Source organism: Arenibacter sp. F20364 (assembly GCF_023015905.1).
Taxonomy (GTDB): domain Bacteria; phylum Bacteroidota; class Bacteroidia; order Flavobacteriales; family Flavobacteriaceae; genus Arenibacter.
In genome coordinates, this window is record NZ_JALKBD010000014.1 from 38,119 (window position 1) to 52,963 (window position 14,845).

General features: G+C 39.7%; 10 protein-coding genes. 2 read left to right on the top strand and 8 right to left on the bottom strand.

Features of this window, described 5'->3' with window-relative positions:
* The first annotated feature begins 134 nt into the window (after window positions 1–134).
* Window positions 135–1,754, top strand: coding sequence for a sulfatase-like hydrolase/transferase (locus MWU84_RS12915; protein ID WP_246901896.1), 1,620 nt, complete (start codon window positions 135–137; stop codon window positions 1,752–1,754).
* 162 nt (window positions 1,755–1,916) lie between these two features.
* The gene (locus tag MWU84_RS12920; RefSeq protein ID WP_246901897.1) at window positions 1,917–3,071 is read left to right on the top strand and encodes a hypothetical protein; all 1,155 of its coding nucleotides are present in this window, start codon (window positions 1,917–1,919) and stop codon (window positions 3,069–3,071) included.
* Window positions 3,072–3,345: 274 nt separating this feature from the next.
* Here MWU84_RS12920 and MWU84_RS12925 read toward each other — a convergent pair whose 3' ends face one another.
* The 8 genes from MWU84_RS12925 to MWU84_RS12960 all read right to left on the bottom strand — a co-directional run bounded on the left by MWU84_RS12925 (window position 3,346) and on the right by MWU84_RS12960 (window position 14,844).
* Complete coding sequence (locus tag MWU84_RS12925) at window positions 3,346–3,723, bottom strand: response regulator (RefSeq protein WP_246901898.1); 378 nt, start codon at window positions 3,721–3,723, stop codon at window positions 3,346–3,348.
* A gap of 139 nt (window positions 3,724–3,862) precedes the next feature.
* Window positions 3,863–5,581: a PAS domain-containing sensor histidine kinase gene (locus tag MWU84_RS12930; RefSeq protein WP_246901899.1), complete on the bottom strand. Its 1,719-nt coding sequence runs from the start codon at window positions 5,579–5,581 to the stop codon at window positions 3,863–3,865.
* Window positions 5,571–8,555: a chemotaxis protein CheB gene (locus MWU84_RS12935; protein ID WP_246901900.1), complete on the bottom strand. Its 2,985-nt coding sequence runs from the start codon at window positions 8,553–8,555 to the stop codon at window positions 5,571–5,573. Before MWU84_RS12935 ends, MWU84_RS12930 begins: the two co-directional genes overlap by 11 nt.
* A 1,061-nt stretch (window positions 8,556–9,616) precedes the next feature.
* Window positions 9,617–10,243, bottom strand: coding sequence for a phosphoribosyltransferase family protein (locus MWU84_RS12940; RefSeq protein WP_246901901.1), 627 nt, complete (start codon window positions 10,241–10,243; stop codon window positions 9,617–9,619).
* Window positions 10,236–10,901 (bottom strand): alpha/beta hydrolase, encoded by a 666-nt coding sequence (locus MWU84_RS12945; RefSeq protein ID WP_246901902.1) that lies wholly within the window; start codon window positions 10,899–10,901, stop codon window positions 10,236–10,238. Before MWU84_RS12945 ends, MWU84_RS12940 begins: the two co-directional genes overlap by 8 nt.
* 398 nt (window positions 10,902–11,299) lie before the next feature.
* Window positions 11,300–11,662: a hypothetical protein gene (locus MWU84_RS12950; RefSeq protein ID WP_246901903.1), complete on the bottom strand. Its 363-nt coding sequence runs from the start codon at window positions 11,660–11,662 to the stop codon at window positions 11,300–11,302.
* A gap of 318 nt (window positions 11,663–11,980) precedes the next feature.
* Entirely contained in the window at window positions 11,981–13,246 is a 1,266-nt protein-coding gene (locus tag MWU84_RS12955) for a PQQ-dependent sugar dehydrogenase (protein WP_246901904.1), read from the bottom strand.
* 71 nt (window positions 13,247–13,317) lie between these two features.
* Window positions 13,318–14,844 (bottom strand): sulfatase, encoded by a 1,527-nt coding sequence (locus MWU84_RS12960; protein WP_246901905.1) that lies wholly within the window; start codon window positions 14,842–14,844, stop codon window positions 13,318–13,320.
* Window position 14,845 lies beyond the last annotated feature (1 nt).

Consider the following 14,845-nt stretch of genomic DNA (forward strand, 5'->3'; position numbering starts at 1 on the left):
GAAGGGCCATTTAGTTGGTAATTGCTGTGCCAATAATCTACAATGATAAAATTCTTATATTCGGGGTATAGCTATGCTCAATACCTTGTCTTAGTTTATACATAGAACAACTATCATAATCCTAAATCCATAAAATGAATTTAAAAATCATTTTTCAGCTTTCATTGGCAGTGACATTTCTTTTTTCATGTAAAGGTGATAAAATGGACAAAACTAAGGGGAACCACACTTCCGATAAGCCCAATATTGTTTGGATTTATTTGGAGGACACGGCACCTTTATTGGGCTCTTATGGTGCGGCATTGGTTGATACTCCCAATATAGACAGTCTTGCCACAAGGGGAGTGCTCTATAAAAATGTATTTATGCCCGCCCCTGTATGTTCGGCAAGTAGGTCCAGTATCATCACGGGTATGATGTCTACTAGTTTCGGGGCACAAAACCATCATAGTTCCAGGACTACTGAGTCGGCCATATATTTGCCCGAACAGGCGCAAACGATTCCCGAACTATTTAAAGGGGCCGGATATTTCACCTTCAATAATGGCAAGGACGATTATAATTTTGTGTACGATAGGAAAGACCTGTATGATCAGGAGTATGTATACCATCCCTTGTATGGGAAAAGTGGTGAACGGTTAGATCTGGCTAGCTTGAAAGGGAAAGAACCCTTTTTTGGGCAGATTCAGATGTACGGGGGAAAGGAAATTTTCAATTCCAAATTCAAGGAGAACGTGGCTTCCCCGGTGGACCGTTCCCAGATAAAACTGCCACCTTATTTGCCTCATCACCCGGCTATAGTGGAAGAGTACGCCAACCATCTGGATGCCATTCAGATTACCGATGAAAAAGTAGGTGAGATTATGGGTAAACTCAGGGAAAACGATCTGTTAAAGAACACTATAGTTTTCTTTTTTTCCGATCATGGAATGCGTTTGACCAGGAATAAGCAATTCCTTTATGATGGGGGACTACAGGTGCCCTTGATCATTGCCGATTTTAGGGAAGGGAAATCAAAAATACAAAATGGATCGGTGAATTCCGACCTGATTGCCGGATTGGATTTGGGAACAACTGCCCTTGCTTTGGCCAAAATTCCTATTCCGGAAAATATGGAAGGCAGGGATATTTTTAATGCGTCCATAGACCCTCGGGAGTTTGTGATTTCTACCAGAGATCGTTGCGATTTTACTATAGACCGGATACGGTCCGTGCGGTCCAAGGAGTTTAAGTATATCCGAAACTTTATGACGGACAGGCCTTATACACAACCTACATATATGGATTTTGATATGGTAGAGTTTGTAGGGGTAATGAAACAATTGCATGCGGAAGGAAAGTTGAATGAGGCACAAGATCGCTTCATGGCCGCTGTGCGGCCCTCGGAAGAATTGTATGATATAAATGCCGATCCTTTTGAATTGAACAATTTGGCGCAAAATCCTCAATATTCCAAAGTATTGGAGAAATACCGTTCTGTGTTGAATCAATGGGTTTTGGAAACCGATGACAAAGGACAGTATGGAGAGGATGAGGCCGGTTTGAAATTCATGTTGGGCATATGGGGAAAGGACTGTGTTAATCCAGAGTACGATATTCTCAGGAAGAAATATCCAAATTTTGAGGGATCGTTGGTTTATTTAAAGAGTGAAGCCTCTAAAAAAGTGGAACCAGATTTTGTGGGCACACCGCTTTTTGACATAGAGGGGGATCAACTTGTGCAATTTTCTTTGAGGCCTAATGATGCGGAATAAAATACCGTGGTATTTGTGACTAATATTATTTATACTATTGGGCTACCTAATTCTAAGGGGCATTACTTACAAATGTGGATATTCCTGACCTAAATCATTTCAAAAATTTCTAAGAACAATTACCTTGTTTTGAAAGTAAATAATCTGAAAAAACATCGTAAAATGACAGTTCTAACCAAAAAAGAGATACAGGATTTGGAAAGCATTCGCAATGTGCATTGCATATCTATTTATATGCCTACCCATCAAAAGGGCGAAGAGGTTTTACAACAAGAGGATGCAAAAATGCTTAAAAATCATTTAAAGGAAGTTAAAAATAAATTGGAGCGGGAACCTTTGGGTAATAGAGAAATTGCAGAATTAATTGCCCCTATTCAAGAACTGATCCACGACGGGGAGTTTTGGAGACACCAATCCAATGGATTGGCACTTTTTCTAACCAATGGTATCGTTAAAATGTATTCGCTTCCTATTCCCTTTGAATCTTTCAACCATGTGGCGAACAGTTTATATCTTACCCCATTGCTGCCTTTTTTTACAGGGGACGAATCCTTTTTTTTACTTTGGTTACAATTGGAAAAGGTAAAATTGTATAAAAACACCCGATACAGTAGTGCCGAAGTGTACATAGAGAATATAATCCCGAGTCGAATTGAAGAGAGGGTGGGGTATGATTTTGAACAGAAGAGCTTGCAGTTCAGAAGTCAGCAGGAAGGGCACGGTGCGGCTACTTTTCATGGTCATGAAGAGGCAGACCGCGATCGTAAGAATGAGATTGGGAGGTATTTTTCGGCTTTGGACAGGGGCCTAATGACCCTAATTCAAAATGAAAACAAACCTTTGATTATAGCTTGTCAGGATTATTTGTTCCCCATTTATCAGAAGGTAAATACCTTCAAATATCTCTTGGCAGATCATATTTCATTGGATCCAACGGAAATGGATGTGTCCAAGTTACGGGAATTGGCGTGGGATAAGTTGAGTCCTGTTTTCGACAAGGAACGTTTGGAAAAAATAGATAATTTTAAAAAGTTTGACGGGACCGCAAGAACATCCAGCAATATAGAGCAAATTTTGCCTGCTGCCATTCAAGGAAAAATAGATACTTTATTTGTTCAGAAAAATGAAGATATATGGGGGATTTATGAGCCTGAAAAATATTCGGTTAGAGTGGATAAAGAATTGCTTCCTTCCAATGTGTCCCTTTTAAATAAGGTGGCTATGAAGACGTTTTTGAATGGAGGAAAGGTCTATTTAATGGAAAAAGAAGATATGCCGAATGCGTTTTCCAAAATTAATGCCCTTTACAGGTATTAATTTTTCTTTATTTATCCTTTGAAAGTATGGCATAGTCTAAAGTAGTATCCAATTTTTTTGGACAATTATTGTAGCGTTGATTGTTTTATCTATCCGCGCAATGGATTTTAAAGAATAAAATATCTGTGTACATATTAGGTTGCAGCTTGTCTTTCCAAAGACATTTATAAAGGCTTTGCACATTATTATGGATAACGGACATTGATCCAAACACCTATGGTATCGTATGATTGAAAGGTTTTTTTAGATTTGGGCAAGCATGCCTTACTGCAACCTAAATAAGTTTTCTGCTTAACAAACAATTTTTGATCGAGACTAGGAGATCTGATAGGTCAGATGGTTTTACAATAAAGTCATAGGCCCCCATGTCAATACCTTTTTTGATATCCTTTTTTTCACTTCTAGCGCTAAAAAAAATCAAAGGTATATTTTTCAGATCGGCATGGGTTCCCAAACTTTTCAATAGTTCAAAGCCATCCATTTCCGGCATCCAGATATCGCAGACAATAAGATCCGGCAAGAACTTCAAAACTTTGGCATAGCCTTCCTTTCCATTGGTAGCCGTTATAACCGAATAACCTTCCATTTCCAATAGTTCTGCAGTATTTTCAAGTATGGTACGATTGTCTTCAACAACTAGAATGGTAGCCATGGTTCATTATTAGTTTTTTAGGGCGTTAATGAGATAGTATTAAATTAATGATTTTTTGACTAAAATGCCAATAATCTTAGCTGTTATGTTAAATGGGACCAAATGAAAATTAGATTTGTAAAGGCAATTTATGGAGGATTTAGGATATTGGAATTACAATTGTAAAAGCGCTGCCCTTTCCTAGAATACTCTTAAATTTAATATTTCCACCGAATAGTTCCAGATATCGTTGAACGATACTAAGTCCCAAACCCGTACCTTGGATGTGTTCTACATTACTAGCTCTAAAAAAACTTGTGAAGAGATTTTTTTGATCTTCCTCCGGGATGCCCAAACCTTGGTCTTCAATGGTTATTGTAAGATGATCTGTCCTGAGTGCGCTCTTAATGTTTATCTGGTCATTAGAGTATTTCAAGGCATTGGACAGCAAGTTTAGGATGATATTCCTTAGAATTTTTGGGTCCAAATTAAGCTTTTTTGACCCCGTATGCCTGTAATTGATACGCTGTCCTTTTTTGAGAAGGCCTTTCATATCGGTGATAATGTTTTGTATAAAGGGCTCCAGATCAAAGACTTCCTTGTGGATCTGTATAATTCCCTTGTCCAACTGATGCAAGGATAAAAAGTCATCCAAAATATTCACAAAATGGTCCACGGATGATTTGATTCGGGCAATATGTTTGTTGGATTTATCATACTGCCCCAAGCTATTATATCTTTCAATTAAAATAATGGACGACATTACAATGGTAATGGGAGTGCGCAATTCGTGGGAGGCAATGGTAATAAAATTACTTTTTAAATCATTGATCCTTTTTTCCGCTTCCAAGGCTTTGATCAACTCTTTGGTACGTTCTTCTATTTTTAACTCTAGATTGTCGGTATATATCTGCTTTTCCTCGTCCAGTTTTGTTCGCACGGTAATGTCCTCACCTGCACTAAGTACCCCTATCTGGTCGCCATTCTTGCCCAAAAAGGTGGTATTGTGCCAAGACATCATACGTTCTTCCCCGTTTTTACACCTCACTTTGCACTCCAATTCAGGGGACAATAATTTTATTTTACGTTCAAAATCTATTAGGTTTGGATCATATTCCTTTCCGTTTTCTTTACATATTAGAAAATCGAACCAGTTTTGGCCCAATAGTTCCACTCTATCGTAACCTAATAGGTTGCATCCCTTTTGATTGATCATTTGAATTTTGTGATCCTTGTCCAATAGTATAAAAACTACCGGGGCTAGATCTAAATACTGTTGAATTTTTTCCTTTTCACTTTGAAGGGCTTTGTGCTGTCGCTGAATTATTCTGGCTTGTCTAACCTCCGTTATATCCTGCATGGACAGGCGGCATTGCAATAGCCCCTTTATGTTTTTTGTAATGGAGCCCTGTACAAGAGCATGAAAAGAGCCACTGTTGTTTCGGTTAATTTCTAGTTCGAAGGGTTTTAATATCCCATTTTGGAAAGCTTCCTTCAATTTAATATAGAGTACGCGAGCCTCGTTTGCCCCCATAAAGGCAGATAGCGCTCTTTTTATAATTTTCGTTCTATCAATACCTATCAGGGAACAGGCGGTTAGGTTTATGTTTTCTATTTCTCCCTTTTCATTTAATATGATATAACCTATTGGTGCAAAATCGAAAAGGTCCGTATATTGATCGCGAATGTCCTCCAAGCGATGCTGGGCTTCACGCAATTCCTGGTTCTGCATTTCCAGTTCTACTTGATGCACTTCAAGTTCGTGCATTAGTTCTTTGGCCTCCTCTATGGTTAGTTCCGGTCCACCTGATGGTGTTGTACTTATCTTGGCCTCTGCTTTGGAACGCAAGTTGCTGGAATGGGAACCTTTATCGACCATTTTTATAATCTTTTAGGGTTTTTAATTCTTTTTCAGCAGCGACAAGATCTGTAATATCTATGGAAGAACAAGCTACTCCGGTTATTTTTTGATCCTCGCCAATGGGGCGGACCATTAGGTCATAATACCGGGCTTCCCCACTAATTTTTAACTCCAGTGTGGCCCTTTGGGGTTTGCCCGTATCTAGTACTTTTCGTTTAATATTATCCAATTTTTTGGCATCCTCCTTGGAAAATAAATCGCCATCTTTTTTCCCTATTATATTTCTAAACTGGAAATCTGAATGTATGTTGGCCATACTGGTATAGATCAACTGATCGTTTTGGGTATACACCACAGTTTTTGTCATTTCCAGGATATGCTCGTACTCTTTTTTAATGTCGAGCAATTGTTCTCCCAACTTCTTTTCTTGGGTGATGTCTACAAAAGTTATAACAACGCCCGCAATAACATTTTCGGAGGTGCGATAGGGCATGATTTGCATCTGGTACCAAAGTCCATCACTACTTTTTACAGTTTTTTTATAGGGGGTTAATTTGTTAAGCACAGTTTGGGCATCCTCGGTAATACCGTTGTAGATGAGATTGGAGGACAGGTGGTCTATAGGCCTGCCTACGTCCGAATTAATAAGATTTATTATTTTGGACATAGCAGGTGTAAACCGTTTTATCTTTAGATCGGAATCCAGAAAAATAGTTCCAATTTCGGTACTGGCAAGTAAATTGTTCATGTCGTCATAGGCCCTGGCCAACTCGTCTATTTTACCTTGGAGTTCCGTATTTACGGTTACTATTTCTTCGTTTACACTTTGTAATTCTTCTTTGGAGGTTTCCATTTCCTCATTGGTACTCTGTAACTCCTCATTGCTGGATTGGAGTTCTTCGTTGGAGGATTTCAGTTCCTCATTGGATACTTCCAATTGTTCTATGGTAGACCGCAAATACTCTTTCGTAGCGGCCAATTCTTGCTCCAATGCCTGAATTTCTGTAATATCTTCAGGTTTTTTTTCAACTTTAACTTTTGGTTTCTCCGTTGGGGTCTCTACATCTTCAAAGGTTACCATCCAATATTCCATGTTGGAATCCAATTGGGTCAGGGGTCGGATTGTTATGTCAATGGTCTGCAGAGTGCCATTGGTCTTTACAAGGACATTTTTTCTGATTTCCATTTTTTTGATTTTGCGACTGTTGGAAATTAGGGCGCTAAGATCGCTTTTAAGACCTTCGCGTGCCATGTCTATAATGTTCAGCCTAGCCTCTCCAGGAGAGGGCTGTAAGTATTTACCCGTATTCCCTGAAAAATATAGCGCATCTCCCTTATAATTTATAATAGCGCAGGCGGGGGCATAGTTGGCCAGCAATACTTTTGAGGTTATATTGGCCAAACTGGACTGCCATTCCCGTTTTTGGGCAGGGATGTTTACGGTTTTTATGGGAATGGGTTCTTGGAAAAGATGTCCAATATCTGGCATATCCGCTCGTTGGGCATCCTTGAATTTGAAAATTTTATGTTTTCTGTCCAACACCTCAAAGAATCTGGCATAATCGCCTAGGGATTCCGAATTTCCCAAAAGTAAGATGCCTTCGGGATTCAAGGCATAATGGAATATGGCAAAAACCTTTTTTTGTGCTTCCACATTTAGATAAATAAGCAAATTTCTGCAGCTTATCATATCCAGTTTTGAAAAGGGGGGGTCTTTTATAATATTGTGTTCCGCAAATACGATTTGGTCCCGGATCCCTTTCTTTATTCTATAGGTATGTTTGTCCCCTTGAAAATAGTGGGACAATCTTTCAGGTTCAATATCGACTGCGATGGTTTCAGGATAAACTCCCTGCCTGGCGGTATAAATAGCATTTTCGTCCAAGTCCGATGCAAAAATTTGAACCTTTAAAGCCTTGGACTGATTTTTTATAACTTCATCAAATAGTATGGCCAGGGAATAAGCTTCTTCCCCGGTAGAGCATCCTGGGACCCACAAACGAATGGTGTCACCATCATTTTTGTTGGCTATAATTTTTTTAACTACTTTTTCTTTTAGGCTGTCAAATATTTCCTTGTCCCTAAAAAAGCTGGTAACGCCTATAAGCAGTTCCTTGAACAGTTTTTGTATTTCCTCTTGGTTTTTTTGGAGATACTTAATGTAGTCTTCCAGTTTTTCGATCTGATTGAGCGCCATACGTTTTTCAATGCGGCGTACAACAGTACTACTTTTATAATCGGCGAAGTTACAACCGGTTTCATTGCGCAAAAGGATAAATACCTTTTCCAAAAGTTGGTTGGGCGTTTGCACCTGAATTGGAATTCCCTCTGGTTCAAATTTCCGATTCTTGGCATATTTTAAGAGCACCTCCGGCATTTTCTTAACCGGTAATATAAAATCTTCTACCCCTGCTTCTATGGCACTTCTTGGCATACCGTCATATTTGGCGGTTTCGGGGTCCTGCACTATAGATAATCCGCCTTTGCCCTTTATATCCTTTAAGCTAAGTGTTCCCTCTCTTCCGGTACCAGATAAGATAATTCCTATAGCCCTATCGGTCTGGTCTTCGGCCAAAGATCTCAGGAAAAAATCTATCGGTTTACGAAAGCCCCTTGGAGCCATTGGCTCCATAAGATGCAATACCCCCTGAAAAATGGCCATGTCCTTGTTGGGAGGTATTATATAAACGTGGTTAGGGAGCACCCTTGTGTTGTCCCTAACCTGGGTTACTTCCATTTTGGTATGGTTTTTCAAAAGCTGAACCATAAGACTTTTATGTGTGGGGTCTAAATGCTGTACCAATACGAAAGCCATTCCCGATGTTGAAGGCATGGCTTCAAAGAATTCTTTGAAAGCTTCCAATCCTCCTGCAGAGGCACCCATACCCACTATTAGGAAATCATTTTCCTTGTCCTGTACTGGCCCTCTCTTTTTTATGGATGCTTTTTTTTTATGGGCCGGGGTAGTATTGGTCGCTTTTTGTCTTGTCATGGTATACTAATAATGGCTTGTACGAAGCACTATCAAAGTTAGCCAAATATACTAAAGCGGGTGGATTACTTCAATGATTAAAGTCAGTATACAAATTATTCCGCCCAAGATGTGACGTTCTTGTTAAAAATATAATGAAATCTATTTTTTGGAAAAGACGTATAATCCGTTACCAAGAAAATTTATGATCCATGGAATGGTCTTGAGTAATTACTTAAGAAGTATTTCTTAGAATATATATATAAATAAAAAGGACCGGCATATCTGGGATATGCCAGTCCTTCAGGTATTTTGATTTATGTCCTTCTGGTCAACAAAAACCAATTTGGAACGTACTAGCTACGTTTTTTTTTTGGATGTTATTATAACCAACGGAAAAAATCGCGATACCTTTATATGACCTCTAAGGCATTACTGCTTAGAGGTTTGTAGGTCTTGTGGTTTAAGAAAAAAACAGGAGGCCGAAACCTCCTGTTTCCCATAAAGCAATGGACTACGTTTTTACCCATAACTGGACGTTTAGGTCATTCTATTGCTAAAATACCCTAGTTGTTCAATTACGGAGTTTACCTTGGCCACTCCTTTACTAGGATCGTTAACACCTTGCGATGATAGCGATCAATGACTTAATACTTTAAAGAAACCGGAACACCTAGATGTTCCGGTTTCCAAGAAACTTTCAATTCTGCCCAATGACCTCTTACACTGATCCCTAATAGGAACTATCACTAGATCCGTTCGCAATTCAAATGGTTTAAAGGGTGCCCTTGACCGTTTCTGTTTCTTAGGAATCTTAAGCTTTTTGATTCAAAACTCCTCTGTATTTTTTCAAAGAACTATTTAACTTTTAATAACACTGCTAAAATATAATACCTTACCCATATGCAAAATGATCTAGATCAGTTCAGGCAACTTTTTTTCATTCTTTATGCATTAGGGGCTTTGAACCCTAGTAATATCCGAGGTGTAGAGGAACTTTGGCCATTATTTTATTGTAGGTTATTTTCAATATCTATTATTGGGATTGAACCCTGGGGAATTTTTGGCCATTGTTCTGATTTTTAAGCATTAAATTCTTCCAATATTTTGATTGCTTCTTCATCGGACACCTGATCAAAATCCATATAAAACTGTCCCACGGCCTGAAAATTAAAGGGGGTTTCCAAGCATACAACTTCGTCTATATAGGGAGCGGCCCTTAATTTTGGTACAGTGGATTTGGGTGCCACTGGAATGGCGATCACTATTTTTTCCGGCTTTTGGTCATAGACCAGCTGTGCGGTGACCCGTATAGTGTTTCCTGTGGCTATACCGTCGTCGATTATGATAACTATTTTATCCTTTAAGGCTATGGGAGATCTGTTCTTGAAATATTGGTTTTGTCTTTTTTTTAGCTTTTCGCGAAGACGTTTCTTTTCTTTCTCAATATAACCGATCGAAATTTCAACGTTATCGTCGAGAATAATATTATTGAGACTAACAGCCCCGATGGCAAATTCCTTGTTGAACGGATGACCTATTTTTTTTGAAAGGGCAACATCCAACTTGGCGTTCAAAGATTTGGCGACAATGGCACCCAGAGGTAATCCACCCCTAGGAATCGCCAGAATTACCACCTTGCCATTATCCTTGTAAGCATTCAGCTTATCCGCTAGCCGCAGCCCTGCGTCGATTCTGTCTTTAAACATTTTTATCTATTTTGGTTATCAACCATTTCTTAAACCAAGTTGCGGAGAGTTCTGCTACCTCTTCCAGCTTTCCTTGTTCCTCAAAAAGATGAGTCGCTCCAGGAACTATTTCGAGTTTTCGTTCACATTCAATTTTGGCATAGGCCTGGATATTGAGGTCAATTACTGTAGTGTCCTTTCCGCCCACAATAAATAGTGTGGGGGCCGTAACCTCTGGTATTTCTGAGAGGGCAAGATCGGGTCTTCCACCCCTGGAGACAACGGCCTTTATTGTATTTTTAAAAAAAGCTGCCGCTTTTAAGGCAGATGCCGCTCCCGTACTGGATCCGAAATAGCCCAAAGAAAGCCCTTTGGTTTCTTTTAGTTGTAGTACCCATTTTGTTGTGGCTATCAAACGTTGGGTCAATAGTTCTATATTGAACCTGGTTTCATAGTTATCATCTTCTCTTTCCGTCAACAAGTCGAACAATAAGGTAGCCAATCCCTTTTGATGAAGTATGTTGGCCACATAATTGTTTCTGGGGCTAAGCCTACTGCTACCACTCCCATGGGAGAACATAACCAATCCTTGGGCATTCTCCGTGAGATGTAAACTGCCCTTTAAAATTACGTTTTTCAGGGGAATGTTTATTGTATTATTTTTTTCTTTTTCTAGCATAATACTGTTTTTTTACGTTCATAGGCCTTTTGGTATATCTCAAGAATTATTACTTACCTAAAACATACGTTCGCAACAGTTTAACGGCACAGGGGGAGCCTTTTACGATTGGGAAAATAATTATTGGGTTATACCGTCATTTAATAAGATAGGGTGAATAGAAGGGAGGAACAATGATTTAGGTCATGTGGAAGGTAGATGGATTTCCATGGTTCAACCGAGCAAGGCTATTAGAAAAAATAGATCCTATGAAAGACTTAGTTGGGACCCTTGCATTTATCGATTAGGTCAACAATAAAAAAAACCCTTAGGATTAAGGGTTTTTAAATTAAGTATTAAATAATGTTTTGCTGGACTGCACCAATGAAGGTGCCCAGCGGAAGCATTTGGTGTACCTACTAAAGTCTCACCAACTCTTCAGAAGCTATGGCTTCTTTAAGTTTCGCTTTTATATAGCTATGGCTATTAAAAAAACGCTTACCGTTTTGACGCTTTAGGTGGACTATCTTGCTACCATCTGGCATCTCTTTTACTTTGGAAATGATCACTTTGCTTTCGAAAAGTGTTTTGTAGTTAGGGATCCCCCCTTTTTTAATGATAAAATTCATCCTCGGTACTTCTATATGTTCATATAGATTTGACGAGGGACTTCCGATCATTAATACCGAACCAACTTCCAAATCGTCAATTTCGGTTGTCGGCGAGGCTTGCAGTAATGTTACTCCACAAATAAAATAAAGTACTGTTAATACTGTTTTCATAGTTTTTAAGGTGTTTTTTAATTATTTAATCATTTTTACCGCTTAAAAATAACAAAAACCGGATATTTGATGTCTTAAGATTTTCTTAAATCGGCCAGGGAATAGGTCCAATTTGGGAGGAGGAGAATTTGCGATGACTCTTAGAGGAAATACGTTTATATTGATAGGAGATTTATAAATTAAAAAAAAATCCCCTTAGAAAAACTTTTAAGGGGATTTATATTCAACCAGACTTATTAAAACAAATCCATAGCGCCCTTTCGGGTGCAATTAGCCGACTTTTAACGTTGAATTAGTTTAAGGGCAGTTCTTTGAAGATCAATAAGTTATTTTATAAACCGTTCCTTTAAGGTCTTCACTAACATATAGTTCCCCGTTGGGACCCTGTGCCAGTCCACATGGCCTATGCTGAATTGGGCCACTGGGATTTGCAAGGTCAATGCCGGAAAAGTTATCGGCAAATATTTCCCAATTTCCATTAGGCTTGCCATCCTTGAAAGGTACGAAGGCCACCAAATATCCCTTTTTTAGTTCAGGAGATTGTCCATGGAAAGCAATAAAGGCACCATTCCTATATTTTTCCGGGAACATTTCTCCGGTATAAAAAAGCAGGTCGTTGGGCGCCAAATGCGCTGGAAATGCCATTATAGGGTCTATGGCATTTTCCCCGGCCGTTTTTTTGCCATCTCCGCCATATTCCGGAGCAAGCATTTTCTTGTTCTCAAATTGATCGTAATAGATATAAGGCCAACCCGCATCGTCGCCAACATGAAGTTCATATAAAGTTTCGGCTGGAAGTTCAGCGCTGTGTTTGGCGGTATAGTGTTCAGGATAAAAATCATGGAAAGCCCCACGCCCATGAACGGCTGCAAACAAGGAGTTGGTTTTCTCGTTCCAGTCAATGGCCACGGCATTTTTAACTCCAGTGGCATAACGCTTCCCATCAGCAAAGGATTGGTTTAATTTATCGGCCTTGAATTGCCAGATTCCACCTGCAGAATCCAGGATGGTACAGGGCATAATACCGTTCCCAGTACCCTCTTCACGACAGGAATCGTTCCAGGAACCTATGGTAATATAAAGATTTTCATTCTCGTCCAATACAAATGGCTTTGCGTTATCACGTCCCATATCAGCTAACCCCTCCACTATATTCTCTGGATTATCAATATCGATTATTTCTTCTTTTTCATTTAATTTATAGCGATAGACACCAGAATTTGAAGAGGTGTATAAATAACCATTTTTGATTAATACTCCTGTACCTGGGAGATCGGAAAATTGCCGACTTTCATCAATTTTTCCGTCTTGGTCATTGTCCTTCAATAACACAATGGCTTTGTCGTCCTTTAGTTTGGATCTGTTTACATAGATATCTCCGTTTTTGGAGACGGTCATATGTCGTAGATTTCCCAAATCTTCCGCAACCACCTGCAATGAAAACCCCTCTGGGATAACAATGTCGGTTTCATTAACGGGTTTAGGTTTTTCTGGAGATTTCTGTTTGCATTGCGTTGTTAATGACCCCAATAAAACGATCATAGATAAGAAAGGTAAAACGGGGCGGGAAATAATGTTTTTCATGAATATGTTTTGGTAAAGTTTGATCAAGAGCTAAAGATAGTATATCAATCTTATTTATGAATAAAAAATTGTTAATTGGGGGAAGAAGGTTTTGGTTTTTTATTCATTTCCATGATAATTTTCTCCATTTCAACTTTTGAAGGGCGGGGCCGTTTTCTAAAGGGATTGGATTTTCCGGTTTGGCGGTCAAATTCATCCGGGGTCCTAAATAACGGTAAACTGTCTTTGGTCATTGTACGAATGTTTTTCATTTCTGCCCGCAAAGCGATTAATTCATTTTTAAATTTCGGGTCGCCGGCCAGATTTTTCAGTTCAAAGGGATCGTGAACTATATCGTAAAGTTCCTCCTCTGGACGGGGGGATATAAAGCAGCCCATCTGGGCCCCGGTTAATTGATTCTTTTCCTTTAGTTTTAGCATAGACTGGAAGGTGCCGCCTACAAAGGCATCGGCCGATGGGGTGTTTGGCAGATCGGGATAGAAGTTTCTAATGTATTTGTACTTTTTGGTACGTATTGCCCGGGTGTAATCCTCGTAATCGTGCCAGTGGTCCTCAGCATAGATCATTTCCCTGGACGTTTTTTCTGGTTGGCTCAATAGGGCTGAAAAATCTACCCCCTCATAGGTTGGCGATACTTCCAAACCGGCGAGCTTTAAAAAGGTTGGTGCAATATCAACGGCACTAACCAAGTTTTGACAGCTGGAGCCTGCCTGTACCACCTTGGGCCATTTTACGATCCACGGGGTTTTAATTCCCCCATCGTAGAGCGTTGTCTTATCCCTTGGAAATGGCCTGCCGTTGTCACTAATAAAAAGTATTAAGGTGTTATCCGTAACCCCTTGTTGGTCCAATTCCGCTATAACTTTGCCCACGTAGTTGTCCAAGCGGGTAATTTCGTTGTAGTAGTGTACAAAATCTTGCCTTACTTCATCGGTATCCGGAAAGTAGGGAGGAAGAATTACATCATTTTGTTCGTGGGGGTTGTCTATGATTCCTTCTGTATACGGGCGGTGGGGGTCTACTGCTGCCAACCATAGAAAGAAGGGTTGGTCTTGGGGTCTTTGTTGTAAGACCGGTACCCAATTTTCACAGCCACTGCCGTCTCCTTTTTGTTTGGTTTTTTCTCCAGTGGCTGATAGTTGAAACCCTGTGGTTCCCACATCCATTACAAGATCAAATCGATCTTTTGTGGCCTCGCCCAAATGCCATTTTCCTGCCTGTGCCGTCCAATAGCCCGAAGCCTTTAATTCTTCCACAAAGGTCTTTTTGCTAGTTGGCAAGGGCCAGTGCAGTTGTTCTGCGTCGGTGTTATGCGGGTAAAGTCCCGTTATAATACTGGTTCTACTGGGGCTGCAGGAACTGGCAGTTAGGAAGGCATTGTCAAATCGCATCCCATCCCTGGCCAGTTGGTCTATATTGGGAGTTTTTATATTTGGGTGTCCGTAGGCACCACTATCGTCCCAGGCCATATCATCGGCTATTATGAATACGATGTTTGGCGTCTCGACTTCGGGATTTTTTTTCTCCTTTTTGGAAGCGCAAGAAATGATGGACAAGGCTGTAACAGATAGTAAATAGAGTTTGATGTATTTATACATA